The 26,427-nt window shown below is 47.9% G+C and carries 28 protein-coding genes and 1 other annotated feature; of the genes, 23 read left to right on the plus strand and 5 right to left on the minus strand.

The genetic code is table 11. The features are described from left to right. Nucleotides 1–110: 110 nt before the first annotated feature. The 8 genes from HP568_RS13945 to HP568_RS13980 all read left to right on the plus strand — a co-directional run bounded on the left by HP568_RS13945 (nucleotide 111) and on the right by HP568_RS13980 (nucleotide 7,829). On the plus strand, nucleotides 111–305 hold the full coding sequence (locus HP568_RS13945) for a hypothetical protein (RefSeq protein WP_048031905.1): 195 nt from the start codon (nucleotides 111–113) through the stop codon (nucleotides 303–305). 121 nt (nucleotides 306–426) lie between these two features. Then, nucleotides 427–2,001 (plus strand): glutathione ABC transporter substrate-binding protein, encoded by a 1,575-nt coding sequence (locus HP568_RS13950; protein ID WP_048031906.1) that lies wholly within the window; start codon nucleotides 427–429, stop codon nucleotides 1,999–2,001. A gap of 132 nt (nucleotides 2,002–2,133) precedes the next feature. After that, entirely contained in the window at nucleotides 2,134–2,763 is a 630-nt protein-coding gene (locus HP568_RS13955; RefSeq protein ID WP_173629457.1) for an NUDIX hydrolase, read from the plus strand. Nucleotides 2,764–2,918: 155 nt separating this feature from the next. After that, on the plus strand, nucleotides 2,919–4,355 hold the full coding sequence (locus HP568_RS13960; protein WP_048031907.1) for an MDR family MFS transporter: 1,437 nt from the start codon (nucleotides 2,919–2,921) through the stop codon (nucleotides 4,353–4,355). 147 nt (nucleotides 4,356–4,502) lie between these two features. Further along, nucleotides 4,503–5,753, plus strand: a complete 1,251-nt coding sequence (locus tag HP568_RS13965; RefSeq protein WP_173629391.1) for a GNAT family N-acetyltransferase — start codon at nucleotides 4,503–4,505, stop codon at nucleotides 5,751–5,753. Between the two features lie 90 nt (nucleotides 5,754–5,843). After that, nucleotides 5,844–6,017 carry a hypothetical protein gene (locus HP568_RS13970; protein WP_007728597.1) on the plus strand — a complete coding sequence of 58 codons (174 nt, stop codon included), beginning with the start codon at nucleotides 5,844–5,846 and terminating at the stop codon, nucleotides 6,015–6,017. A gap of 76 nt (nucleotides 6,018–6,093) precedes the next feature. Continuing rightward, nucleotides 6,094–6,570 (plus strand): PilZ domain-containing protein, encoded by a 477-nt coding sequence (locus HP568_RS13975; RefSeq protein WP_048031909.1) that lies wholly within the window; start codon nucleotides 6,094–6,096, stop codon nucleotides 6,568–6,570. Between the two features lie 116 nt (nucleotides 6,571–6,686). Then, a complete protein-coding gene (locus HP568_RS13980; protein WP_173629392.1) occupies nucleotides 6,687–7,829 on the plus strand; it encodes a DUF2087 domain-containing protein in 1,143 nt (380 codons plus the stop codon). On the opposite strand, the gene HP568_RS13985 is transcribed toward HP568_RS13980, so the two are convergent. From HP568_RS13985 to HP568_RS13995, 3 genes are all read right to left on the minus strand, one after another. Further along, entirely contained in the window at nucleotides 7,826–8,143 is a 318-nt protein-coding gene (locus HP568_RS13985; protein WP_048031911.1) for a hypothetical protein, read from the minus strand. The genes HP568_RS13980 and HP568_RS13985 overlap by 4 nt on opposite strands. Before the next feature lie 125 nt (nucleotides 8,144–8,268). After that, nucleotides 8,269–8,721, minus strand: a complete 453-nt coding sequence (gerQ, locus tag HP568_RS13990; RefSeq protein ID WP_048031912.1) for a spore coat protein GerQ — start codon at nucleotides 8,719–8,721, stop codon at nucleotides 8,269–8,271. 32 nt (nucleotides 8,722–8,753) lie between these two features. Continuing rightward, entirely contained in the window at nucleotides 8,754–9,176 is a 423-nt protein-coding gene (locus HP568_RS13995; protein WP_048031913.1) for a cell wall hydrolase, read from the minus strand. A gap of 168 nt (nucleotides 9,177–9,344) precedes the next feature. Between HP568_RS13995 and HP568_RS14000 the strand changes: the two genes are divergently transcribed. The 3 genes from HP568_RS14000 to HP568_RS14010 are packed head-to-tail and all read left to right on the plus strand — an operon-like array spanning nucleotide 9,345 to nucleotide 13,137. Further along, the gene (locus HP568_RS14000; protein WP_007728588.1) at nucleotides 9,345–9,761 is read left to right on the plus strand and encodes a MerR family transcriptional regulator; all 417 of its coding nucleotides are present in this window, start codon (nucleotides 9,345–9,347) and stop codon (nucleotides 9,759–9,761) included. Next, nucleotides 9,758–11,329, plus strand: a complete 1,572-nt coding sequence (locus HP568_RS14005) for a class I adenylate-forming enzyme family protein (protein WP_173629393.1) — start codon at nucleotides 9,758–9,760, stop codon at nucleotides 11,327–11,329. The genes HP568_RS14000 and HP568_RS14005 overlap by 4 nt, the downstream gene beginning before the upstream one ends. Continuing rightward, nucleotides 11,326–13,137, plus strand: coding sequence for an acyl-CoA dehydrogenase family protein (locus HP568_RS14010; protein ID WP_173629394.1), 1,812 nt, complete (start codon nucleotides 11,326–11,328; stop codon nucleotides 13,135–13,137). The genes HP568_RS14005 and HP568_RS14010 overlap by 4 nt, the downstream gene beginning before the upstream one ends. A gap of 52 nt (nucleotides 13,138–13,189) precedes the next feature. Here the strand turns inward: HP568_RS14010 and HP568_RS14015 are convergent, their stop codons facing one another. After that, nucleotides 13,190–13,756: a YqaA family protein gene (locus HP568_RS14015; protein ID WP_173629395.1), complete on the minus strand. Its 567-nt coding sequence runs from the start codon at nucleotides 13,754–13,756 to the stop codon at nucleotides 13,190–13,192. A 260-nt stretch (nucleotides 13,757–14,016) separates the two neighbouring features. Here HP568_RS14015 and HP568_RS14020 point away from each other — a divergent pair, with 260 nt between their 5' ends. The 9 genes from HP568_RS14020 (at nucleotide 14,017) to rplT (ending at nucleotide 23,701) form a co-directional block, all read left to right on the plus strand. Further along, nucleotides 14,017–14,241 (plus strand): hypothetical protein, encoded by a 225-nt coding sequence (locus tag HP568_RS14020; protein ID WP_007728577.1) that lies wholly within the window; start codon nucleotides 14,017–14,019, stop codon nucleotides 14,239–14,241. 146 nt (nucleotides 14,242–14,387) lie between these two features. After that, nucleotides 14,388–15,494: a cyclic dehypoxanthinyl futalosine synthase gene (gene mqnC, locus HP568_RS14025; RefSeq protein WP_173629396.1), complete on the plus strand. Its 1,107-nt coding sequence runs from the start codon at nucleotides 14,388–14,390 to the stop codon at nucleotides 15,492–15,494. 180 nt (nucleotides 15,495–15,674) lie between these two features. Then, nucleotides 15,675–16,595 carry a putative sporulation protein YtxC gene (ytxC, locus tag HP568_RS14030; RefSeq protein WP_048031918.1) on the plus strand — a complete coding sequence of 307 codons (921 nt, stop codon included), beginning with the start codon at nucleotides 15,675–15,677 and terminating at the stop codon, nucleotides 16,593–16,595. Nucleotides 16,596–16,620: 25 nt separating this feature from the next. Next, nucleotides 16,621–16,856, plus strand: a binding site (T-box leader). Nucleotides 16,857–16,916: 60 nt separating this feature from the next. After that, nucleotides 16,917–18,830 carry a threonine--tRNA ligase gene (gene thrS, locus HP568_RS14035; protein ID WP_048031919.1) on the plus strand — a complete coding sequence of 638 codons (1,914 nt, stop codon included), beginning with the start codon at nucleotides 16,917–16,919 and terminating at the stop codon, nucleotides 18,828–18,830. Nucleotides 18,831–18,964: 134 nt separating this feature from the next. Beyond that, nucleotides 18,965–21,019 carry a methyl-accepting chemotaxis protein gene (locus HP568_RS14040; RefSeq protein WP_173629397.1) on the plus strand — a complete coding sequence of 685 codons (2,055 nt, stop codon included), beginning with the start codon at nucleotides 18,965–18,967 and terminating at the stop codon, nucleotides 21,017–21,019. 213 nt (nucleotides 21,020–21,232) lie between these two features. Beyond that, complete coding sequence (gene moaA, locus HP568_RS14045; RefSeq protein WP_173629398.1) at nucleotides 21,233–22,252, plus strand: GTP 3',8-cyclase MoaA; 1,020 nt, start codon at nucleotides 21,233–21,235, stop codon at nucleotides 22,250–22,252. Nucleotides 22,253–22,515: 263 nt separating this feature from the next. After that, nucleotides 22,516–23,022: a translation initiation factor IF-3 gene (gene infC / locus HP568_RS14050; RefSeq protein ID WP_035984450.1), complete on the plus strand. Its 507-nt coding sequence runs from the start codon at nucleotides 22,516–22,518 to the stop codon at nucleotides 23,020–23,022. A gap of 30 nt (nucleotides 23,023–23,052) precedes the next feature. Then, entirely contained in the window at nucleotides 23,053–23,250 is a 198-nt protein-coding gene (gene rpmI / locus HP568_RS14055; protein WP_092276061.1) for a 50S ribosomal protein L35, read from the plus strand. Nucleotides 23,251–23,341: 91 nt separating this feature from the next. Further along, nucleotides 23,342–23,701, plus strand: coding sequence for a 50S ribosomal protein L20 (gene rplT, locus HP568_RS14060; RefSeq protein ID WP_007728568.1), 360 nt, complete (start codon nucleotides 23,342–23,344; stop codon nucleotides 23,699–23,701). 110 nt (nucleotides 23,702–23,811) lie between these two features. On the opposite strand, the gene HP568_RS14065 is transcribed toward rplT, so the two are convergent. Next, nucleotides 23,812–24,498, minus strand: a complete 687-nt coding sequence (locus HP568_RS14065) for a LuxR C-terminal-related transcriptional regulator (protein WP_173629399.1) — start codon at nucleotides 24,496–24,498, stop codon at nucleotides 23,812–23,814. A gap of 192 nt (nucleotides 24,499–24,690) precedes the next feature. On the opposite strand from HP568_RS14065, the gene HP568_RS14070 reads away from it, so the two are divergent. From HP568_RS14070 to HP568_RS14080, 3 genes are all read left to right on the plus strand, one after another. Next, nucleotides 24,691–25,605: a R2-like ligand-binding oxidase gene (locus HP568_RS14070; protein WP_256434931.1), complete on the plus strand. Its 915-nt coding sequence runs from the start codon at nucleotides 24,691–24,693 to the stop codon at nucleotides 25,603–25,605. Between the two features lie 161 nt (nucleotides 25,606–25,766). Then, nucleotides 25,767–26,003, plus strand: coding sequence for a hypothetical protein (locus HP568_RS14075; RefSeq protein ID WP_173629401.1), 237 nt, complete (start codon nucleotides 25,767–25,769; stop codon nucleotides 26,001–26,003). Nucleotides 26,004–26,164: 161 nt separating this feature from the next. Further along, nucleotides 26,165–26,407: a hypothetical protein gene (locus HP568_RS14080; protein WP_048031925.1), complete on the plus strand. Its 243-nt coding sequence runs from the start codon at nucleotides 26,165–26,167 to the stop codon at nucleotides 26,405–26,407. Nucleotides 26,408–26,427: the final 20 nt, after the last annotated feature.

Raw genomic sequence — 26,427 nt, forward strand, 5'->3', positions numbered from 1 at the left:
TTTTCTTCTTGTTGCTTTTCATACATAGATCGAAAAATAGACACAAGCAACGTCAAGGAAGCGTGTTTCCAGTCATAGCGCCTCTGGAGCCCGACCAAGCGGAGGGATGAATGGCGGGAGCGTTTTTAGCTTCAACGTGCGAATACATCATCGAGGCTACCACTTTTGAAGCGGCTCCCGTCATTCATGCCGGAGCGGACAGTCTTCACCCCCAGCGGGGCGTAGGCCGAAGCGTAGACTGGAAACACGCTTCTCCACCGAAGCTACGAATCCAAGTATCTTTCCATCTGCACGAAATTAAATAAAAGTAAAAATATTATAAATTGATGTAAAGATGCTGAAAGGTTCGGTTGAAAATCTACCGTATAATGCAAATAAGAAATACATTCAGAATTTTCGACGGTATTCTACAGGGGGTAGACACAAATGAAGAAAACGCGCATGGTCGGTTCCTTGTTGGCTCTGACATTGACGGTTAGTGTTGCGCTGACTGGATGTGGTGGTGCGAGCTCGGAGCAATCCAGTTCGACGAATACAACTGCTACAGAAGCTCCGAAAGAAGGGGGAACCCTGATTGTAGCCCGCAAGGCAGACGCCAACAATTTGGACCCGCATTTCATCTCTAATATTCCTTCGGCAAACTATGTGTATGGAAAAGTGTATGAGAGCTTGGTTTCTCGCGATAAAAACGGCGAGTACAAGCCTACACTCGCTACTGAATGGAAACAGCTCGACGACCTGACATGGGAGTTTAAGCTCCGCGAGGGCGTTACGTTCCATGATGGTACACCCTTTACAGCAGACGCTGTGAAAAAGACGTTCGAACGTGTACGCGATCCAAAGGTTGCATCACCGCGTGCATCTAACTTCTCTATGATCAAAGAAATCAAGATCGTGGATGACAAGACTGTACATTTCGTGCTGGAGTATCCTTTTGCACCGCTGCTCTCCATCTTGGCTAGCTCGGAAGGAAGCATTATCAGCCCGAAAGCAATCGCCGAGCATTCCGATACATTGGCGAAGCAGCCTGTGGGAACCGGACCTTTCAAATTTACAGCGTGGGCACCAGGTCAAGATATGAAACTTTCGAAAAATGATACCTACTGGGGTGAAAAACCAAAGGTAGATGAAGTAGTGTATAAGGTCGTTCCAGAAGATACGACACGTGTAGCGATGATCGAAGCAGGCGAAGCGCACATCGGCGATCAGCTTCCTGTGACAGAAGTAGAGCGCGCACAGGCATCTCCTGGCATGAACATGGTACGTGCAGAAGGCTTGGGTGTGGATTATATCGGCTTTAACGTGCAGAAGAAGCCATTTGATGATGTACGCGTACGTCAAGCTGTCGCACATGCTATCGAAAAACAAGCCATTGTGCAAGGGGTATACAACAATGTGGGAACACAAGCTGTTTCCTCGATGTCGCCAAAAGTAATCGGCTATAACCCGAATCTCCAGGATTACTCGTATGACGTCAATGCAGCAAAAGCACTGCTTGCAGAGGCAGGTTACCCGAACGGCTTCAAGACGTCCATCGTGACAGACGACCGTAAAGAGCGCATGAACGTAGCAGAAGTCATCCAGTCACAGTTGAAAGGCATCGGCATTGATTTGGAGATCAAAGTAATGGAATACGGTGCGTATCTGGAGCACACAGACAATGGCGAGCATGCGATGTTCATCGGGGGCTGGGGCAATGCAACAGGGGATGGCGACTACAACCAGTACAACGTCTTCCACAGCACTTCGAAAGGCAGCGCAGGTAACATGGCGTTCTACAACAATCCAGAGGTAGACAAGCTGATTGAAGAAGGTCGTCGCGAAAAAGATGCGCAAAAACGCAATGAAATTTACGCAAAGCTGCAAGAAATCGAGTTAAAGGAAGTACCGATTCTTCCAATCCGCACGATTGACCATGTGGCAGTTACATCCAAGAATGTAAATGGCTTCTGGCTGAGCCCTGTTGGCTACTTGATGCTGGATGAAGTATCGATCAACTAATGGTGATAGAAGGGATGGCGTTTGTCGCTGTCCCTTCTTTCGTCACGTCAATAGAGAGGAATTTACGCTCTGGACCGGGAATCTAACTTGGGGAAAAGAAATGCGCAAGAGACAAGTCATGGGGTGGAAAACATGCAGGAAGAGCAGCTAGACATTTTTGACGAAGCAGGACAGCACATCGGGGTAGAAGCGCGTAGCGAAGTACACCGCTTGGGGCTGTGGCACCAAACCTTTCACTGCTGGATTTATCGCGTAGTAGATGACCAGATCGAATTGTTGTTCCAAAAAAGACATCCACAAAAGGATACTTGTCCGAACTTGCTCGACATTACCTCTGCCGGTCATCTTCTCGCTTCGGAACAGCCATGTGACGGCGTTCGGGAGTTGGAGGAGGAGCTGGGCTTGTCCGTGAGCTTTGAGGAATTGGATAAGGTAGGCGTATTTCGTGATGTAATGGTTGCCCCCTCCATCATGGATAAGGAAATGTGCCATATATTTTTGTACGAATGCGATCAACCCTTACACGAGTACCGAGTACAGGAAGAAGAAGTCACGGGGCTATTTTGGGTCAGTCTGCATGAGCTAGAGCGGTTGTTTGCGGGCCAGATCGAGCAGATGACGGTGAATGGATTTTTGCTAACGGAAAATGGCGAGCAAAAAGATACAGCGATGATCACGGCCAAAGCTGACTTTGTTCCACATGAGGTGCATTATTACCAGCAGGTGTTTGCAGCAGTGAAGCTACGCGCAGCCAATCGATAACCCTGATCGGAAAAACAATGCCTCGCTTGTCATCGACAAGACGAGGTTTTTCGTTGGTTGAGAAAGATTGGCGAAAACATGTTCCCTAATGTGGTATACTAGACAATGCTTTTTCGCTGCTCGCGATCATGCGTAGTTAGAGAGAGGAGATCGAGATGAGATTACAGATTATGATTGCCCTAATGCTCTCGACATTCCTTGCTGCGATGGAAGGAACGATTGTGAGTACAGCCGTACCACGTATTACGAGTGATTTGGCAGGTTTTGAACAGGTGAGCTGGGTATACGCCATCTACATGCTTGCCACTGCCGTATCTGCTCCCATTTACGGCAAGCTGGCTGATTTATTTGGCCGAAAGAACGTTTTATTAATCGGGATCGGCATCTTTTTGTTAGGTTCCACGCTCTGTGGAGTGGCGACGTCGATGTGGCAGCTCATTGTATTCCGTGCCATTCAAGGCTTGGGTGCAGGTTCAGTCATGCCGATTACGATGACCATTATCGGAGATTTGTACACCGAGCAGACTGCCCGAGCGAAAGCGCAGGGCTGGATTAGCGCTGTATGGGGACTTTCCGGTGTGGCAGGTCCGCTGGTCGGAGGATTTTTGGTCGATACACTGACGTGGCGTTATATCTTTTTTCTTAACTTGCCTTTTGGCCTCGTATCGTTTTTCATGCTCGTCTTTTTGTACAAGGAAAAGCTTGCCGTCAAAGAAAAGCGCCATATCGATTATCCGGGAGCGCTTATTTTTTCGGTCGGGACCATCGCCTTGTTGTATGCCTTGCTAACAGGTAGTCAGAATCAATCCTGGGCCAGTCCAGTGACGATTTCCTTGATCGTATTTGCTTTGGTGACCTATCTGGTGTTTGTATCGGTGGAAAAGAAATCACCTGAGCCACTAATTCCGCTTTCGCTTTTTACCAATCGAAACGTGGCCATGACCAATCTGCTGACACTCTTGACCAATGGAATTGTAATCAGCATGGTGGTGTACTTGCCGATCTGGAGCCAGGGAGTCTTGGGAGAAAGTGCGACAATGGCTGGCTTTGTCCTGACGCCGATGCCAGTTTGCTGGACGATCGGCTCTATCCTTGCCGGGAACTTGTTAGGCAAGCTGCGAGCTGAACAATTGTTTATCGCAGGGACAGCCGTTCTGACGGTAGCGACAACATTGTTGAGCTTCTTGTCCGCTCAGTCAGCGGGATATCTCATTTATGTGGCTGTAGGTTTAATTGGTTTGGGAATGGGACTCATTTCTCCGATCATCATGGTAAAAATTCAATCATCCGTTGCAGTCGACAAGAGGGGGACAGCGGTTGCCCTCAATACGTTCACGGGTACATTTAGCCAAACCTTCGGGGCAGCCGTATTCGGAATGTTGTTCAACATGGTGACTGTAGCAAGTGGTCATGCGAATTTAGGGGCCTCGTTTGAACACGGATCGATTCCAGTGGCACAGCTGGCACAGATCCGAGACTTATTGGCTAGCGGTGTTCATGTGGTCTTCACAGGTACCTTAGTGCTTGCGATAGGCAGCTTTGTTCTGGCGCTTGTGATCGCAAAAGGAAGCCGAGTCAAACAGACACACTAATTCGAAGACGTCCGCCGAGTGTGGGCGTTTTTTCAATAATTGGTTACAGTTTTCCAAAAAATACAAACTTCATATTGCCAGTTGCTACATTCATCGTTACTATTTTCCTAGATGCCCAAATTCTTGCGGACAGGAGTGCATGAGACGATGGAGGAGATTCGACCGGTTTCAATTGACGATATCGATGAGGTCGTTAGAATTGCAGCGATGAGTTACCCTGGAAGCAATCTACTGGGTGCAGAGAGCAGGCAGCGATTTGCCGAACGCGTAAGGGAGACGATCGAAAACGACCCGCACGTCAGCTACCACGGATGCTACCGTGATGGACGACTGGTGGGGATTATGAAATGGTACGATTTTCCCATGAATGTTCACGGTACACCGCTTTTGACTGGCGGGATTGGGTTGGTCGCCGTGGACCTTTTGCATAAAAAGGAAAAAGTGGCCATGTCGATGCTGCAAGGTTTTCTTTCCAGCTATCGGGAGCGGGGAATCTCGTTGGTCTCTCTCTATCCGTTTCGTGTTGATTTTTACAAGCAAATGGGTTTTGGAATAGGGACTAAGGTTCATCAATACAAGTTCAAGCCGTCCAGCCTGCCGTTTGTAGGTAAGGATAAAATCGTTTATATAGGAAAAGAGGACAAAGAAGAACTGTCTGCGTGCTATCATCGTATCGCCCGTCAAACACATGGCATGATCAAGCGAACAGATCGAGAGTGGGACAGAATCCTCGATAGTCCTGAAATGATTACCGTCGGCTACCAAAAGGAAGGGAGACTAGGCGGCTATCTCGCTTTTCAGTTTCAGAGCGCCCATGAAAAAAACAAACTCTTCAACAACATAGAAATAAGAGAGCTTCTGTATGAGAGCCGCGAAGCACTTGCACAACTGCTCTCTTTCCTGCGCAGCCAGGCCGATCAGATTCAACGGATCGAGTTTACGACGCCGGACGAAGATTTTCACTTGTTGCTATCTGATCCGGGCAATGGAACGGATTCGATCTTGTGGAGCATTTATCATGAGAGCCATGTATCCGGAGTCGGTCTGATGTATCGGATCATTGATGTGCCTGGATTTTTCCGTCAGCTCTCCCACCACCGTTTTGGTTCGGAAACGGTAAATGTAATGCTGACGATCCGCGATTCGTTCCTGCCTGAGAATGAAGGAACATGGCTCATCAAGTTTGTCGATGGACGTCCGGAATTAGGAGAGGCAGTAGAGCCTGACGTTACGGTGCAGCTAGATATTTCGGATTTTTCTTCGCTCGTGATGGGGGTAGTAACTGCCCGAAAGCTGCATCAATACGGCCAGTTGGAACTGGATGCCCCAGAAAAGCTACCCATTTTGGATAGACTGTTTGCTGTTTCCGAGAAGCCGCGAAGTGTGACAACCTTCTAGAAAAGGAGGATTGTCACGTTTTTGACACATTTGGTTATCTTATGATGCTTCCTCCCATATGTTGTTAGTAAATGGGAGGAGGCAGGTTTTATGATCTTTCTTACACTGGTTATCTTTTTTGCGTTTCTTTTGATTGTTTGGGTGGTCGTTAGACTCCTCTTCCGGCTGGAAAAGCATGATTCCATCACACATGATGAGAGAGAATTATGGAATCGCTTTCAGGTGAAAGAGCAGGAGATCAAATACCGAAAGCCCAAAAAATAAAAAGAAAGGCGCCAAGGGACAGGCGCTCTTTCTTTTGCGTCTTACCCACTATGAGAAGAGAAAGAAGGAGAAGAAAATGCCAGGTAGATCAGAGGGGCATCAACGTGAATTTTTTCGCTTACGTCTAGAATACGCCCTCTGTGCAGACATGACTATTGTGCTGATCAAAGGGAAAACCATGGAGATTGGGAGCACGCAGGTATTGATCGAGGATATCGGGGCAGGTGGACTTCGTTTTCTTTCTCATCTCAAAATGCCGGCAAATGATCAGCTCGTTCTGCAGTTTGCGACGGAATTGTGCGGACAGGCTCTGAAAATGTACGGCCATGTAGTCCGCACGATTCCGTGGGAAACGGACTATTACGAATACGCTGTACGGTTTACGATGGAAGAGGAACAACATCTGGAGATTAATCGCATGGTAAACCGATTGGCGATCCGCTATCGGCAGAAGCGGACAGCAACAGAAGGACGTTTCTATAAAGGTGACCGCCTGGCATTTTTAAAAGAGTTGGCTCAAGCAAGTCTTGCGATGCGAGCCAGTGAAGCATAAACAAAAAGGCTTTCTGTTGTGCGAATAGACAACAGGGGGCTTTTTTGTTTGACACAAAACAAACGTGATGATAAGTTATCTATAATAAATTAAACGAATAAAGGTTGTGTTTATATATGAGTCTTCATGAAGCATTTTGGAGCGCTTCCCTTCAAGAGTGGAAGCAAGGTTACATCGAACAAGGTGAACATTTTATGTGTTTGCTCTGTGGGGAACAGGTGGAGAAAGGAATTATTTATCCAGTGGAAGGTGTCCTGTACGAAGCGTCCCGGTTTATGCGCCATCATATCGAGGCAGCGCACGGTTCTGTCTTTACTCACCTGAGCCAGTTGGATAAACGATTGACGGGCTTGTCTGATCATCAGGTGAATTTGCTTCGCCTCTTTTATCAGGGCAAGACAGACGCCGAGGTTCAAAATGAAATGGGGATCGGCAGTGCATCGACGATCCGTAACCACCGCTTTGCACTCAAGGAAAAAGAACGTCAGGCCAAGGTGTTCCTGGTCATGATGGAGTTATTGCATGAAGCGGATAAAAATCAATCGTCCAACGATGCCAAATCAAGCAAGCAAAAGAATACCTCGAAAGATGGCGATGCCGCAGAGTATGCCGCGATCGTAAAGAGGCTCTTGCCGAATGGACTATCAGGTCGATTGGAGCGTTTCCCGCGTAAGCAAAAGCATAAACTGATCCTCCTCGAAGAGATTTCCAAAAAATTTGAGCTCGACCGTTTCTACACTGAGCGAGAAGTGAATGAGATTTTGGAAGGTCTCTACGACGATTATGTGACCTTGCGGAGATATTTAGTCGATGTTGGTCTGATGGATAGACAGGCGGATGGCAGTCAATATTGGCGGATCGCAGTGGAAAATGAAGGAGAGGAACGGGGGGCGCAACAGATGAATCGCAAACAAGAGCTCAAGCAGATGTACAAGGAAGTAGAAACCGATGCAGGCGTATATCAAATTAAGAACAAGCAAAATGAAAAAGTGTTCATCGCCAGCACGAATAACCTAAAAACGATCAACGGCAGAAAGTTCATGCTTCAGCATGGTTCACATCCTAATCGTGAGCTGCAAAAAGACTGGGATAAATACGGTCCGGACGCTTTTGAAATCGAAGTTCTAGAAAAGGTGGAGAAGAAAGACCATCCGTATTTTGATGGGAAGGATGCCCTGGAAAAGCTCGAAGATAAATGGATGAAAAAGCTGGCGCCATATGGTGATCGAGGCTATCACGTGCAAAAAGATCCATCCTAGTCTCGTCTATCATCCAGCATGCGGAAGCGCTCCAAGTGATCCCACAGGCCTTCCTTTTGCAAGACCTGGATTTGTTTTTCGCCCAGTAAATCAAAATGTGGGAAGGGTGCGCGGTTATGAATGTAGACAGGATCGAGTCCGTTGGCTAGGCACCAGTCTGTCAGTAGCGAATAATTGGCACAGCCTACTTTTGTAACGGTTTTGATTCCGGGAAACCGGGGGTCCAGCCAATAGTGGGTGAGAAATGCCAATTCGCCTCGACTAACGGCTTGCTTCCAACGGTTCAGTTCGTCTCGTGTAATCCCAAATGCCACTCTTCCTCATCCTTTGCAAAGCAGTCGTGTTTCTCACTCATTAATAGCATGGAATGGTAGAAACGTCAAAAAGACAGTTCTCCCCGGGCATAGCCGACGGAAACTGTCTTTTTGTGCTTGGTTGCTTACCGAACTCCTGTTGGAAGCTGCGGCGGGACGTAATTCAACTCTTCGTCCGCAGTGATGTAATCGGTGTTGACCATGAGGAGCAAATAGCGCTTGCCGGTTTGCGGATCGCTGATAATAATGTGGTCGCGGCCAGCTGTTTCGAGGACGCCACGAAAAATTTTGGCGTTCCATTGGCTGTTGTTTTCAAACGTTTGGTACACCGTAATGACCTTGCCTCGATTCAAGCGAAGGATGTTTTCGATGTACGATTCTTCCAGCACTTGCCCAGGAGTAATGGGCATTCCAGGAATCAAGGCTCCGCTTGGCTGCATCGGAACTAGTTGAGGTTGCTGCTGCTGAATCATCTGCTGCTGTTGCTGAGGCATGCCGTATGGATACTGTGCGGATGGGTACATGTCGTAACCGTATTGTTGTTGAGGGTAACCAGTGTAAGGCATTTGTTGACTCATGATGAACTCGCTCCTTTATCTATCTAATTCTTTTAATAGACGCGTGGACAATCTGCTGGTGTTGGAACGAAGAAGCAGTGTGCCTTATAGCGACCGGAGTTTTGCTGATCCCACCAGGTAGGAGGGCAGTTTCCAGCAGGACGGTAGAACCACAATGCGTTGCTCGCAGGGCGGGTTTTCTCTCCATTGACTGCCCGCTGTGCCAGTCTTCTGTCTTTTTCCCTGGCCCGTTGATAGAAATACGGCTTCTGGACCGCTTCGAATCCTCCCGGAGATTGATAGACCATGTCACGCATGCTGCGAATGTTTTTGAAGTCAAGGCAGTTACCTAAAATCCGATTTACTCCAACGTTGCCAACCATCAACATGCCCAACTCACCTTCACCCTCAGCCTCGGCCCGAATCAGTCTGGCAAGCATATCTACATCACTGGAGTTCGCTTTGATGACGGCCATTGCTTCACCTCCTTCCACAAAAATCACAATAACAATATATGGGCGAATAATAGATTGGTGATTGGCCCGATAAATTTTTCATCAAGTTGACGTTTACGTAAACGGCAGTTACAATCGCTTTATTCGGTAAATTTCGAATTTTATAAATGTAAGTAAGGGGCGCTGGACATGAGCAGAGAAGGAATACAGAAGGAAGAATCGTGGACCATCTCTGATCTTGCTCAACAATTAGATGTCAGCACCAGAACGATTCGGTACTACGAAGAGCTCGGTTTGATTTTCCCCAGTCGAACAGAGAAGGGAAGCAGGCATTATAACCGCAAGGATCGTGCCCGGCTGCGACTCATTCTGCGAGGGAAGCGCTTCGGATTTTCGTTGGATCAGATTCGCGAGATGATTGAGCTGTTCGACGAGGATCGTACAGGTCGTGCGCAGCTTATGCGAACGATTGAGTACGGCAACCAAAAGCTGGCTGAGATCGACGAGAAAATCATGGAACTCCGACAACTGAGAGAAGACATTCTCGTCTACAAGCAAAACTTTGAACAAAAATTGCTTGAAGAAAATGAGGAGGAGAAACGATGAACGTATCAGCTCTGCTCGCAGTAAACGGAAGGAAATATCCGGACAAGTCCGCGCTGATTGCTGGAGATGTAGAGGTCAGCTTTTCCCAGTGGGACACACGCTCTACTCAGTGGGCTTGCCATTTGCAAGAGCTTGGCATCGAGCAAGGGGATCGGGTTGTCATGCTGATGCCCAATTGCCCGGAGTTTGCCATTTTTTACGTCGCCATCATTCGCAGTGGTGCCCTCGTTGTACCGATTAATGCACGCTCAACTCAAGAAGAAGTACGACATATATGTGAACATGCCGGAGCAAAGGCACTTCTTGTTCATGATGCCCTCGTGCCTATCGTGAATGAGTGGGTCCTTCAAACGCCACAGCTTGTGGCAATCAAAACAGGTCCGAGCCAAGGGAATTGGTTTGGAATCGCTGACTGGGATGCCAATAACGTGTCTTTTGATAAAATGAATGCGCTTTCTTCACAGCCGTATTTGGCGAACATGAACGAAGATAGCGAGGTCAGCATCCTGTATACTTCTGGTACGACTGGACGCCCTAAAGGGGTGCTTTATACACATAGAAACTTATTGACGGTCGCGAAAATGATGTCGATTGAACTGACGATGACACATCATTCACGAATTTTACATTTGATGCCGCTGAGTCATTCGGCTCCCCTCCATCTCTTTTTCATCGCAGGGCTCATGCTTGGCGCCACTCAGGTAATGGCCTTGACCTTCTCGCCGCAGCTTCTTTTGGATTTGGTGCAGCAGCATCGGATTACGCATTTCTTCGGAGCGCCAGTGGCGTATTTGCTGACGATGAAGCATCCCGAGTTTGCGGCGTACGATTTGTCTTCCATCGAACATTGGATGTATGGCGGGGCTCCGCTGTCCAAAGAGATGGCTTCGGTTATGGAAGAAGCATATGGACGCGATAAACTGGCGTGCGTCTACGGCTTGACGGAGGCAGGGCCGACCGGAATGTGCCTCTTGCACCGCGAGCATCCGGATAAAATCGGCAGTCTAGGCAATCGTGGTGTATTGTTCGTCGAAATGGAGGTTGTAAACGAGCGAGGAGAGCGATGTGCCAGTGGCGAAGCGGGTGAAATTCGCTTGCGCGGAGAAGGGACAATGAAAGGATATTACAACAATCCAGAGGCGACAGCAGAGACCATACGCGATGGTTGGGTGTACACTGGCGATATTGCACGCGTAGATGAGGATGGGTTTCTGTGGATGATTGATCGCAAAAAAGACGTGATGATTACGGGAGGGGTAAACGTCTACCCACAGGAAATCGAGCAGTTGTTGGAGCGTCATCCGTCGATTGGCGAGGTAGCTGTTGTTGGTTTGCCGCATCCTGAGTGGGGTGAGACGGTTACGGCTTATGTGGTACTGAAGCCAGGAGTCGATACCAATCGTGAGTGGCTAGAGGAAATCCAAGGCTCTTTGCGTGGTCATCTCGCCGATTACAAGCTCCCTCGACAGGTGAATATCGTTCCTGCACTGCCGCGGAACACGAGCGGAAAAGTCCTGAAGCATGTATTGCGTGATGTCAGTTCCCAAAAGGAAGTGGAGCTGCGATGAGTGATTTGCAAACGAGCATCGATCAGCGAGCATACAGCGACAATATCCCGCATCCGCGTACGCCACAGGGGCAAAATTTTTTCAAAGCAGATCCCAACCTCGATTACTTACTGAAACGTTATCTCCCTGCTTCTATGCATGAATGGGCCAGACAGCAGTTGAGCTGGCTTGGTGCGCAAGTGGCAGGACCCATCGATGAACGTGCTGCTTACACAGACAGAGAAGGAAAGCCGAGATTGCGCAAGTACAATCGGCTGGGCGAGGACATTTCCGAGATCATTACCAATGAAGGTTACAAGGAAACCGTAGCAGAAGTGTACGGAGCAGGCATCGTTAGCTACTTGTATCAAGACATACCTGAGTTGGGGAGAAAAGCGCCGTACAGCTATTCCTTTTTCATGGGCTATCTCGTGAGTCAGTCTGAACCGGGCTTCTATTGTCCTGTCACCTTGTCGATGTCAGCCGCTTATTTAATTGATCGCTATGGCAGCGAAGGACAAAAGGAGCAGTACCTGACAGGGCTGACCTCTCGCGATCGCACTCGCTTGTATGAGGGGGCTACTTGGCTGACGGAGAGACAGGGCGGTTCGGATGTCGGTGCGAATTTGACTGTAGCAGAGCCAGTAGCAGGTCGGCCGGGTGTGTACCGATTGACAGGAGAAAAGTTTTTTGCGAGCAATGCGGGAGCATTTGTTGCGACTGTATTGGCGAGAATCGATGAGGAGAAACCGGGGACAAAAGGGCTTGGACTGTTTTTGGTGCCTTGGATAAAGCCTGACAATGAACGCAATCATATCCAGTTCCGCCGTCTGAAAGATAAGCTGGGCGTCAACGCTGTACCATCTGCGGAGATCCTGTTGGACGGGGCAGAGGGCTATTTGATCGGGGAGCCGGAGAACGGCTTCAAGTACATGGCAGAAGCCCTGAATCTCTCTCGCATTTGCAACGCGATTGCTTCGATTGGGATCATGCGTCGAGCTTTTTACGAAGCGAGGTATTATGCGGAGCAACGTCGTGCATTCGGGAAACCAATCGATCAGTACCCGATGGTAAAAGAAATGCTGGTCAGCCTCTTATTGGATACGGAGGTAAGCACGGGTGCGGTATTTGATATGATTGCTGTTTATGATCGCTTGCAGTCTCATTCCGCCAGCAAAGAGGATAACGCGCTTGCTCGCTTGCTGATTCCTTTGCTGAAATACCGTACAGGGGAAGAGGCTGTCGAATCGACCCATACCGCAATAGAAATTCATGGTGGTAACGGTTATATCGAGGAATACGTGACGCCGCGTCTGTTACGTGATGCGCAAGTTTTGACCGTATGGGAAGGCACCTCGAATATACTCGCACTCGATATTTTGCGTGTGATGCAAAAAGAAAACAGCCACGAGGTGTTTAGCAGATTGCTTCGGGAGCGCATAGCTGGCTGGAAGCATGCCTTCTCACTGCCGCACGCCGAGTTGATTCGGACAGAACTGGCTATCATGGAGGAAAATATCGCCTATCTCATGCAGCAGACCCACGATTATGTAACGTACAAATTAAAAACGCTCGCAGACCATATGGTAGATTTGTACACCTTAACTTGCATCGTCAGTGAGGCCGAGGATCAGGTGACACGAAAGGGAAATGCGCGCAAATACATTTTGGCAAAGCTGTATGCCGATAAGCATTTCCATTCACAAGAAAAGCGGGGGGTCCAAGCTGATTCTTTGCTGGATGTTCAGTTCTTCACTCAACTGGTGGAGTATCAATTTGTCAGCGTAGAAGAGTGGGCCAAACAGTCCACTATTGTTCCGACCCGATAATCAAAAAGCGCCTTTAGACCACTTGTTGAGGTGGCTTGGGCGCTTTTGATTTTTACGCATACCGCTTGCGGCGCATACTCCAAATAAACCAGATCGCAGCAACCACTGTTGCGACCGCCAGCAGCGTGATCTCAAAGTATTCATCGATCAGAACCTTTGCGTGTTTTCCGTATAAATAAAACAAGGTGCCAATCAAAAAAAACTTCAATCCCCGCCCGATGATCGCATAAAACATGAGCTTGGTCAGCGAGTAATTGAATACGCCAGAGAGCACAGTGAAAACCTTGAAAGGAATGGGGGTAAAAGCTCCGATCAGTACGGCAGCATCCCCGTTTTTTGCGAATTTTTCCGTCGCTACAATAACCCATTTTTCAGGGAGAATCTTGTGCAAAAGTGGTTTTCCCAGCCATCTTCCCAAGAAAAATCCGATAGGGGCGCCGAGGACGGAAGCAGTAAAGGCTACTGTCGCAAACTGAATCGCTGAGTCTGGATCGAGCAGACTCATCGCAATTTGCATAAAAAACGGAGGAATCGGACTAATAAATGAGTCCAAAAATGCCATGGCAACAAGTCCCCACATCCCATACTGCATGAATAGCTGTGTGATATGTTCGAGCATGAGCATCTCCTTAGAAGGTTTTTTCTATTGTAGCTATCCTATGCCAGTTTGTCCAAAGAAAGACCACAACGGAAGTTGGATGTCGAGGGCCAAATTTCATCGGAACAATAATCAAGTTACGCAGACGGTTTCAAAATAAGTGGATCAATGAGCTTATCCTAGGTCGGATGTTGGTAATGAAGTCCTTGTTTTTCATTGACGCTAGGAAAGATTATCCACTAAAATGAAGGGAAACAGGACAAACATCATGGGAGGAACCAATGAAAACATTGGGTTCGGGAAAAGTCGTTTTCTATGCGCCAAACGGGACTAACTTGCAATTGTCAGGGGAAATTGACGTTCGTGGTGATCGGGTATCCATAACAGAAATCATCTATTTTAATGGTCAACCAAACGGAGCACGCGAAACGAATTTGCCACTCGCGCAAACCGTGATTTACTGGGAGCCAGAAGTATACGAACAGATCGGATATGAAGAACAATAAGAATCATTGCGATTCCATGCCCTGTCTCTAACAGGGTTTTTTCGCGTACGGCAGCGAATCTGCCAGCACCTCGGGCTATAGCCGATGTCCCGGTATTGTGTTATGATGTGGGATGGAATTTACGTATGGTACAAGGAGTGATCCTTATGATCGATTCTATATTGGAACGTGCACTCGCAGGTGAACGACTGGGTCTCGAAGACGGTCTGGCTTTGTTTGCGAGCAATGAAATCGAAAAGATCGGACATTACGCTAATCTGGTCATGCAAAAGCATCATCCAGAACCGATTACGACTTTTGTCATCAGTCGCAACGTCAATTACACGAACGTATGTGACACGTATTGCCGTTTTTGTGCCTTTTACCGTCGCCCGGGCTCTTCTGAAGGATACGTTCTCCCCAAAGAAACGATTTTCCAAAAAATTCAGGAGACCGTGGACGTTGGCGGTACAGAAATCTTGATGCAAGGCGGTACCAATCCGGATCTGAAACTGGATTATTATACGGACCTCTTGCGTGAGATCAAGCAACGCTTCCCGCAGATTACGATGCACTCTTTGTCTGTAGCGGAAGTGATGAAAATCGCGGAAGTTTCCAACATGTCTGTCGAGGAAGTACTGAAAGAGCTGAAGGCAGCAGGTCTCGATTCCTTGCCGGGAGCGGGCGGCGAAATCCTCGATGATCGTACACGTCGGAAGATTTCCCGTTTGAAGGGTTCTTGGACAGAATGGATCGACACACAAAAAGCTGCACACCGTGCAGGTTTGCCTGGCACTGCTACGATGGTCATTGGTTTTGGGGAAGAGATGGAGGAGCGCGTACTGTCCCTTCTGCGCATTCGTGATGCTCAAGATGAGACAGGCGGCTTCAAAGCGTTCATCGTCTGGACCTTCCAACCGGACAACACCAACATGAAGGCAGTCAACAACACGCCAGAGGAGTACTTGAAAACACTGGCAATCAGCCGCCTCATGCTGGATAATATCGAAAACTTCCAATCCTCCTGGGTGACGATGGGCCCGCATTACGGTCAGCTTTCTCTCTCTTATGGGGCGAACGATTTCGGTCAAACCATGATGGAAGAAAACGTTGTTTCCGCAGCGGCATGTACGTACAAGGTCAACACGAACCAAATTTTGGAGCTCATTCGCGGCGCAGGCAAAATTCCTGCACAGCGCAACACACAGTATGACATTCTGCGCGTTTTCAAAGACGGCGAGATGGCAGAACGTGATTTTGTCATGCAAAACTAAATAACCTACAGACGCTTCTCTGCCCCCTTCTAACAAAGGGAAACTGGCAGGGGAGCGTTTTTTGGTTTTTGAATCAGGAACTTTTTACCTGCAACCTTCCCTGAGTTTCCAACCGTTTAAAAGTATATCGCTCCTGACGGGACATATACTGTAACTACAATGGCGGTTGGGGGGATGGTTATGCAGACGTTTCGCGTATTGCTGGAGAATGTCCCTGAGCATTGTGACACGTATCGGGCTATCGTAAATGAGATGACGGAGCGGGTCAACACTGCACCGGTGCGCATTACATACAGGGAGCAAGAAGAGAATGGATACCTCTTGTTCTACTTCCAAAGCTGGTGTGAGACTGAGTATGACGCGCAGACCATCGAGTGGGCGAGAGCCTTCGTTGCTCTTACATTAGCCGAATGGGTCATTCAGGTGAAAGAACCGAAAATTATGGAAGAAATGGCCGCTGACTTACTTGCTGCTGAACAGATGGAAACCGAGTGGGCAGAGATTTTTCCTTATATTCAACGCATGTGCCAAGAAGTCGAGCTAGATGGCAGGGACCTGCTAACAGCTACAACTCGCAAGGCAAACGTATATCGCAACGTTTTTACCTATCTGGAGGGAGAGCGAACGATCAACGTCTTGGGTTTCGTCCGGTTCCGATTGCAGGAGCATTGGAACGAGCTGTTCGAACTCGTGGAAACTGGCATTGATGAATATCTGGAAGACAAGCAATACCAAGAGTTCGTCGAGCTGTTGCGCTATTTCATTGCTGTACAGGAAACCAAGCAGGAAGTCGTTCATGTCGTTCCTAGTGTGGACAAACCTTTCCATCTTTATGATAAAAAAGGGGATCGACTTTGGCTTGAACAGTTGGATACCGTTCTGAACATGGACGAACAAAAATGCAGGGACGAGGATTATTTGGTCAGTGCTTTGGTTACACTGGCTCCTGAGAGTATCGTGCTCCATATGGCTTCGGAAAAGCCTGGGCTTGCACAGACGATCCGCAGTATTTTTGACAGTCGGCTCGTTACTTGCCACTCTTGTTCGCTTTGCCTATCCGAGCGACGCGTACTTGACGGGAATAATCCCTCTAAACTATAATAGCAACAACAACTTTACATCGCTTATAAATACGATGAGAAGGACACGGACAATAGTAAGGACGCTCTAGAGAGGCGGGCCACAGGCTGGAAGCTCGCTGCGAACTGTTATTGATCTACCACCTTCGAGTAGCTGCCGGGAACGAAGCGTAGGCTTTTACTATCGGTATGCCGGTTAAATACCGTTACATGGAATGAGGAGTCTGTTTTTGTGAACAGACTTGAAGTAGGGTGGTACCGCGAGAACACACTCGTCCCTTTTTGGGGATGAGTGTTTTTTTATTTTCTCAACAAAACAAGATACAGGAAGGAAGAATCCGCAGTGGCACAAATTCATGTTACTTTCCCAGATGGAGCCGTTCGTCAATACGACGCTGGGATTACTATCGAAGACATCGCAGGCTCCATTAGCTCTAGCCTGAAGAAAAAGGCAGTAGCTGGTAAAAAAGACGGCAAGGTTGTCGATCTGTACACAGAACTCACAGATGATGCAGCGATTGAAATCGTTACCCTCGATTCTGCTGACGGCTTGGAAGTATACCGCCACAGTACGGCTCACTTGCTCGCTCAAGCGGTAAAACGCATTTACGGCGCTGAAGTGAAGTTCGGAATCGGACCTGTGATCGAAGACGGCTTCTACTACGACATGGATATCCCGGTTTCCCTTTCCCCAGAGGATTTGGGCAAAATCGAAGCAGAAATGGAAAAAATCGTGAAGGAAGACCTGCCGATTCGCCGCAAAGTCGTAAGCCGCGAAGAAGCAACTGCGATTTTCCAAGAACTGAACGATCACCTGAAGCTGGAGCTGATTCGCGACCTGCCAGAGGATGCGACTATCACGCTGTATGAGCAAGGCGAATTTTTCGACCTCTGTCGTGGTCCGCACTTGCCGTCCACTGGCTTCATCAAAGCGTTCAAGCTGATGAGCGTGGCAGGTGCATACTGGCGCGGAAAAGCAGAAAACCAAGTTTTGCAACGCGTATACGGTACAGCTTGGCCGAAAAAAGCAGACATGGATGAATATCTGCACTTCATCGAAGAAGCGAAAAAGCGCGATCACCGCAAATTGGGTAAAGAACTGGGACTGTTCATGTTCTCCGAGGAAGCACCAGGAATGCCGTTCTACCTGCCAAAAGGCTTCACTGTTCGCAACGAGCTGGAGCAATTCTCCCGCCGTCTGCAACAACTGGCACAATACACTGAAGTGCGCTCTCCGTTCCTCATGAACGAACGTCTCTGGAAAGAATCCGGTCACTGGGATCACTACAAAGAGAACATGTACTTCTCTGAAGTAGACAACGCGACTTACGCCCTGAAGCCAATGAACTGCCCAGGTCACATGCTGATTTATAAAAACGAGATGCATTCTTACCGCGACCTGCCAATTCGTTACTCCGAGTTCGGGCAAGTTCACCGCCATGAGTACTCCGGGGCATTGAATGGAATGCTGCGGGTGCGTACCTTCTGCCAGGATGACGCGCACGTATTCGTCCGTCCTGATCAGATCGCGAGCGAAATCAAAGGCATGATCACTTTGATTGATAGCATCTACAAGGTATTTGGCTTCGAATACAGTGTGGCTCTGTCCACTCGTCCGGAAGATTCCATGGGATCTGATGAGCTGTGGGAAGCAGCAGAAAGCTCTCTGAAAACAGTGTTGGAAGAGCTCGGTATGGCCTATGAAATCAAAGAAGGAGACGGTGCGTTCTACGGACCGAAGATCGACTTCCAAATTACCGACGCGCTGAAACGCCGTCACCAATGCGGAACGATCCAGTTGGACTTCCAAATGCCTGAGAAATTCGACCTGACTTATGTTGGTCAAGACAACGAGAAGCATCGTCCAGTTGTCTTGCACCGTGCGATGTACGGCTCCATGGAGCGCTTTATTGGTATCCTGATCGAGCACTACGCAGGTGCATTCCCGATTTGGTTGACACCAATCCAAGCACGCATCATGAACATCAGCGAAGTGCACATGCCATATGCAGAACAAGTAAGAGAAAAGCTGCAACAAGCTGGCATTCGTGTAGAGCTGGATGGCCGCAATGAGAAAATCGGCTACAAAATCCGAGAAGCACAAGTTGAAAAAATCCCGTACATGCTGGTCATCGGTGAAAAAGAGGTGGCTGACGGTACGCTGTCCGTCCGCAAACGCGGAGTGGGCGATGAAGGCGCGATGACAGTGGATGCGTTTGTAGAGAAAATCCGCGCTGAAATCAATGAAATGAAGTAAAAGCGTATAGAAGTAGAGCCGCCCTGAATTTTCGGGCGGCTTTTTTCATTATACGTTTACTTGGAAAAAAGAATGGGAATAGGATGTAGGGTAATGGTGCTCATGGACATCAAGAAGAACTGCGGGGGATACGTATGCGGGTAAGCATCAAGCAAAGACTGATAGCAGCATTTCTTGCCATTATTTTAATCCCGATTGGAGTGATTAGCTCATTTGTATATGTCAGTATGGAGGAGCGAATCCAGACTTATTTTATTGAATCCTCGACAAAAGAAGTGGCTCAAGTAGACAACGCGATTAACTTGTATTTCGACTCGATTCGTGCAAACGTAAACCTGATAGCAGGCAGTCCCTTATTAAAAAGTGCAGATAATACCATCACGACGTATATGGACAAACCAACCAAAACCAAGCATACGCCACTGCAAAATGGCGGGGTAGAGGCGGCCATTTTTCAAGATTTCCTGCGATTTGTCGATTCTCATCCGAATACTGCATTTATCTATTTAGCGACAAAATACGGAGGATACATACAGTGGCCGACAGATGATGTCATTCCGAATTACGATCCGCGTACAAGGGATTGGTACAAAACCCCAATGGAGAATCCCGGTAAAGTGATCACGACAGATCCGTATCTCTATTTGGGCGACAACAGTATCGTGATCAGTAACGTGACGATGCTAAAGGATGACAAGGGTGAACCGCTTGGCGTTGTTGGACTGGACGTGAATTTAAAAGGACTAACCGACATTCTGAAAGAAATTAAGATCGGGAAAACGGGTTATCTCATGCTGGTTGGCAAAGACGGAACGATTTTGGCTAATCCCAAGAACCCCGAGCTCAATTCGAAAAACCTGAAAGATACGCAAATTCCTGAATTGGCTGCGATCGCAGAGAATACCTCCAGCAGCTTTGCGGTCACGATGAACGATACCGAGTATATGGCTAACGTCTTTACTTCAGACAAAACCGGTTGGAAATATATTTCGTTTATTGAAAGAGCTGAGCTCTCTGCTGAAGCCAATCAAATCGGTTTCATCATCGGGGCATTGAGCGTTTTGTTTGCTTTACTAGCGATTGTCGCTTCCATTCTTTTCTCGCACAAATTCACCAAGCCATTGCTTGCTATCGTTGACCAGATTGCGCAGATCGGACGTGGTGACTTTACAGGTGAATTGCCCAAAAACCTTTTGGAAAGAAAAGACGAAATCGGCATGCTTGGTCAGAGTATTCAGGTGATGCAAGTATCCATCCAAGGACTCATTCGGGAAGTCCAAAAAGCGGTTAATACACTCTCTACTTCGTCTGACAACATATCGGTTCGCTTGGCGGACAATGTAGATGCTACGAACAAGATATCTACTACCATACAGGAAGTTGCAAGCGGGGCCCAAAATCAGCTCAGAGGTACCGAAGAATCCGCAAGAGCAATGGAAGAGATGTCGATCGGCATCCAACGTGTGGCGGAGACAACCTCCATCATTTCGGAAGCATCTACATGTACGGCGGATGAAGCGCAGTTAGGAAATCAGTCCATCCAAAAAGCGATCCAGCAAATGGACTCCGTCCGTGGCTCTGTGGAACATTCTGTATCCGTAGTCAAGCAATTGGGTGAGCGATCCAAAGAAATTGTGCAAATCATTGACGTGATTACGGGAATTGCTTCCCAAACCAATCTGCTTGCTCTCAATGCAGCCATCGAAGCTGCCCGTGCGGGAGAGCATGGACGAGGTTTTGCTGTCGTAGCAGATGAAGTGAGAAAACTCGCTGAACAATCTGATGAGTCTGCTCGGCAAATCGCCAATCTCATTCAGGAGATCCAAGCAGATACGACCATGGCGGTCAACTCGATGGATTCAGTCAATCAAGATGTTCAGGATGGATTGTCTATCGTACTGGAGTCAGGAGAGGCCTTCCAACGCATCTTACAAGAAATTCAACAGATGACCGATCAAATTCAGGAGGTATCTGCTGTCTCTGAACAAATGTCGGCTGGATCAGAACAAGTAGCAGCATCTGTGGACGAGACTGCTCAAATTGCAAGGATTTCAGCGGGCAATGCTGAAAATCTGGCTGCTTCCTCCAAAGGACAATTGGCTACTATGGAAGAGTTTGCCGTTTCATTTGAATCCTTGAATCAGATGGCTCGCGAACTGGAAAGAATGATTAGCAAATTTAAGATATAAGAATTCATAACGAAAAGAGTACGAATGTCGGGAGGTATTCGTACTCTTTTTTTTGCAAAGTGGTCCCATTTATGACAAAATGTGCGGTTTGCGTTTGAAAATTTGGCTATTTCGATTTATGATAATAGACTGGTACTAAGTCGAAATACGATATTATAGTAATGATGAAGAGAAAAAGTTGCCATATATAGATAAAAAGGAGAGTGAACACCTATGCCAGATAAAGTGCTTGATTTACGGAACCGTCCTCTCCGAGATTTACGAATATCTGTCACCGATAAATGTAATTTTCGTTGCCGTTATTGCATGCCTGCCGAAATTTTTGGACCGGATTTTGAGTTTTTGCCGCAAAGCAAGTTGCTGACCTTTGAGGAGATCACCCGTTTGACCCAGATCTTTACTTCGCTTGGGGTCGGGAAAATCCGTATTACCGGCGGAGAGCCATTGATGCGCAGAAATTTGCCTGAATTGATTCGAATGATACGTGAAGTGGAAGGCGTTCAAGATATTGCGATGACGACCAACGGTTCTCTCTTGTCCCGCCATGCTCATGCACTAAAAGAAGCAGGTCTGGATCGGGTCACGGTCAGCCTGGACAGCTTGGATAATGAGCGTTTTGGGATGTTGAATGGAAGAGGCTATCAGGTCGATGCCGTGCTGGAAGGGATTCGTGTTGCAGCAGATGCCGGGCTGCTGGTTAAGATTAACATGGTAGTACAGCGCGGAGTCAATGATCAAGATATTTTGCCGATGGCACGGTACTTCCGTGAGCAAGGGCATACCCTGCGATTTATTGAATTCATGGATGTGGGAAACAGTAATGGTTGGCGACTGGATCAAGTCGTACCTTCCCGTGAAATTGTGCGCATGATCCATGAAGAGATGCCGTTGGTGGCGACTGAAGCGAACTACTACGGAGAGGTGGCTTCTCGCTATCGCTATGAGGGATCGGACCAGGAGATAGGATTGATTTCATCAGTGACCCAAGCTTTTTGCTCCACTTGTACGCGAGCTCGCCTGTCGGCAGAAGGGAAATTGTACAACTGTCTCTTCGCGTCATCTGGAGATGATTTGCGCGAGCCAGTCCGCGATGGACGCACGGATGAGGAGATTCGCGAGCTGGTACGTGCGATCTGGGAGCGTCGTGACGTGCGCTACTCGGAGGAACGACTAAGTGAAACGCCTGGTCTCGCCAAGCGTGAAAAGGTCGAAATGTCCCATATCGGGGGATAATTAGGTATGAGCCTTGACAAAACCCAAGCTACCTAGTAATATAAATTGCGTGTATAAACACTTCATACTTCGAGAACAAGCAGAGGCGCCCAGCTTCTCACCTGGGTCGACGTCGTATACGACTGTTGACAGGTAACTCTTACGCAAAGATCCTCGGATCTGATGAAATTGCTTAGGTGAGATATGTGCGGGCGCAGAATGCGTTCGCACATTTTTGTTCCTTCTCGAAATTGACGGGGGTGGCAAGTATTAGCAAGGATCAAATGTTAATTAACGAAGCGATCCGTGCCCGTGAAGTCCGTTTAATCGGTGCTGACGGGAGCCAATTGGGAGTCGTACCTTTTAGGGAAGCATTGCGCATTGCCCAGGAAGCTGAATTGGATCTGGTAAACGTTGCTCCTACAGCCAAGCCGCCTGTATGCCGTATCATGGACTATGGAAAGTTCAAATACGAGCAGGCGAAAAAGGAAAAAGAAGCGCGTAAAAACCAGAAGATCATCGAGCTGAAAGAAGTGCGTTTTTCTTCTAACATCGAGGAACACGATTTTCAAACAAAGCTTCGCAACGTCCGCAAGTTCTTGGAGGATCAGCACAAGGTGAAGTGTACGATCCGTTTCCGTGGACGTGAAATCACCCACTCCGAAATTGGACTAGGCGTTATGGAACGTGTAGCTGCCCAGTGTGAAGATCTCGCTACGCCTGAGCGCAAGCCGAAGATCGAGGGCCGCAGCATGATCATGATTCTGGCTCCGAAAGCGGAAAAGCAGTAAGATAGTAGTTTAGACAGGAGGATTTTTCAGATGCCTAAAATGAAAACCAACAAGGCCGCTGCGAAACGTTTCAAAAAGACTGGAAGCGGCCAATTGAAGCGCGACCGCGCGTTTGGTAGCCACTTGTTCGCTAACAAATCGACGAAAGCTAAGCGCCACCTGCGCAAAGCTGCACTCGTTTCCAAAGGCGATCAAAAACGTATGGAGCAAATGCTCACTTACCTGTAAGTTTTTCTTTATTACACACCATTACGCAGCATGAGCTCCCTAAGCGCCTAGTAGTAGGCCGCCATGCTGGAAAGACCAGGAGGAGTTTAGTATGCCAAGAGTAAAAGGTGGCATTGTTACACGCCGTCGTCATAAGAAAATCCTGAAGCTGGCGAAAGGATACTTCGGTTCCAAACATCGCCTGTTTAAATCCGCTAATGCGCAGGTAATGAAATCCCTGCTGTATGCATACCGTGACCGTCGTCAAAAGAAACGTGATTTCCGCAAACTGTGGATCACTCGTATCAACGCACAAGCTCGCATGAACGGTCTGTCCTACAGCCGTTTGATGCACGGCCTGAAAGTTGCTGGCATCGAAGTTAACCGCAAAATGCTGGCTGACTTGGCTGTTAACGACAAAGCTGCGTTCAACGAACTGGCAACAGTTGCAAAAAGCAAACTGAACGCTTAATTTTTTTATAGAAGAGCCGATCTTCCCGTTTGAGGGCAAGGTCGGCTTTTTTTGTTTGAGTCAAAGAAAAAACAACCGCGATCACATTCGGTTGTTTTTTCTATTTCTATTCAACAAATGATTCGCTGGCGAATAGCGTCTGCCACACCTTGTGCGCGATTTTGCACACCGAGCTTTTTTAAGGCGGACTTGATGTAATCCTGCACGGTAAACTCACTAATTCCCATCCAGTCCGCCATCTCCCTAACGCTTTCGCCCCATGACATCCGCTGCATGACTTCGACTTCTCGGCGTGAGAGCTTGACGGTTTTAGGGCGAAGGGAGTCGGTTGCCAATACTTTGCCCAGCATCATACAGTACGTGCTCAAAGATTGCACCAATTGATGGTTGATGCCAGAACAACCGTCCTGATGCCAGGAAATACCGGCGTAGCCGAGTACGTTAGGCCCATAGCTGATGGGGAGAATGAGCGCATAGGGGGCGCCGTAAACTAAATTGGGCGGGAACTGACGAATCGCCTCAGAATCTAGCAAGACGGCCTTCTGTTCACGGATCGCATGCTGAATGAGGGGCATGTTGCTCATGTCCACCCGTATATCGCGGATGGAGCATAACTCTTGGTCAAGGATCGACCATAGTCCCTCACCCATTTGACTGAGCGTCGAGTAATTGCACAGAATGGCCCCCATGAAAGGAAAGAGATCTACAAAGCCACGTACAGCAAGCACCAGTTTCTCCTCGTAAAATGTCGTTTCTTCGATTCGATCGATGTACATGTTCAGCTCTGGACTGACCATGGAGTGATTGCCACCTCCATTTGAGTGATGAGCACCCCCTGATTTTTGGGGATATGAACGATCGTTCAGCCTGACCTATAATCAACCTATAGCGCCTTCATTTTATCAAACCGCTGATCGGAGCGTAAAGAACCGGATTGGTATAAATTTACAATTTTATGACTTCTTTCATTCGCTCGGAATAGAAGGCGTATGAGAAAAAAGAAAGGTTGGATGGGGATGAGGAATGGTTTTGTTTCGACCAGCCAAAAAGGATTGAATCAGGAGCTACTGCCGTACCAGTTGTATCAAAAAGCGAAGAGATACGGCATTTGGAACCCGCAGGACATTGATTTTACGCAAGACCGCGAAGATTACGCGAATATGAATCCGGAACAGAAGGAAGAAACTTTGGGGCGAATTGCTGGTTTTCTTGGTGGGGAAGAGGCAGTCACCCTCGATCTTTTGCCTTTGATCATGGTCATTGCAGAGGAAGGGCGATTGGAGGAAGAAATGTATTTGACGACCTTCCTCTTTGAAGAGGCCAAGCATACGGAGTTTTTTCGATTGGTTCTAGACAACATCGGCGAGTCAGGAGACTTGCATCATTTTCACGATGATAGGTACAAGCGAATTTTCCATGAGATCTTGCCGAATGCACTCAATCGTCTGCTGACGGATAAATCCCCCGAAGCCATCGCAGAAGCTTCTACTGTCTACAACATGTTTGTGGAAGGCGTGCTTGCAGAGACAGGCTACTTTGCGTTTTACGAAGCACTCAGCAAAACAGGGCTCATGCCTGGTTTAATGCAAGGAATTGGGTATTTGAAGACAGATGAATCGCGGCACATCAGCTACGGAACATTCCTGCTGCAGCGATTGATCTGTGAGCATCCCCATATTTACGATGTCATTGCCAAAAAGATGGATGAGCTAGCCCCAATGGCAAGTCATCTGTACGACTGGATGGATGACCCACAAGGGGTGAGTGCGTTCGGAGTGAAGGTCGCTGATTTGCAGCAGTTTGCGAAAAAGCAACTAAGCGTGCGCATGGAGGTACTTGCCCGAGCAAAAGGGCAAACGATTGAAGAGCTGTATAAGCATACAAGAACAACGATCGATGTGTAAGAATAAAAGCGATCTCCGCTTATAGAACTGGGCTCTGGTCCTAAAGCAGAATCCGCCCAAGGTCTGAGCAAAAAACAACCTCTCGTCCGTGTTGAACAGCCTGGCTGACCCCTTAAAATAAAGACATCAAAGGAAAACATTGGATAGGGAGAGAGACCAAAATGAGAAAACAAAAGTGGATGATGATGGGAATTACAGCAGTTGTTTGTTCAGCGATGTTCGTGCCAGGGGCGTTTGCCAAAGACAAGGATGACTCATATTCCGTGACGCCGTCTATCTTCGCGCCTGGTCCGTCCTCGGCTCCGGTAGTCCAGAAAACAGATGCGGCAGAAGGCGCGCAATCAGCAGGAAATGCGTTTACTTTCGCTCCAATTGTAAACGAAAAAGAAGAAAACTAATGGGCTGAAGCATCCGTACAGGATGCTTTTTCTTTGGAACGAAACGGATGTAAGCCTCAAGTCTGACAAAAAAACAATCTTTCGTCCGTGTCAAGCAGACTCCCCAATGCCATACAATAAAAAGCGTTACAGGAAAACATTGGATAGGGAGAGAAACATAGATGAGAAAACAAAAATGGATGATGATGGGTGTAACAGCAGTAGTTTGTTCAGCGTTGTTCGTGCCAGGAGCGTTTGCCAAAGACAAGGATGATTCTTACTCGGTGCCGCCTTCCTTCGTAAGCCCTGGTTCATACGCGATACCGACTGTTCAAACGGTTCCAGTAGCCGATACTAAAAAGACGCAACAAATCGGCCCTTCGTTTATATTCGCCCCGGCTGTAAACGAAAAAGATGAAAAATAAAGCAGCAGAAAGCTGTCAGA

The organism is Brevibacillus sp. MS2.2 (assembly GCF_013284345.1).
Lineage (GTDB): Bacteria > Bacillota > Bacilli > Brevibacillales > Brevibacillaceae > Brevibacillus > Brevibacillus brevis_C.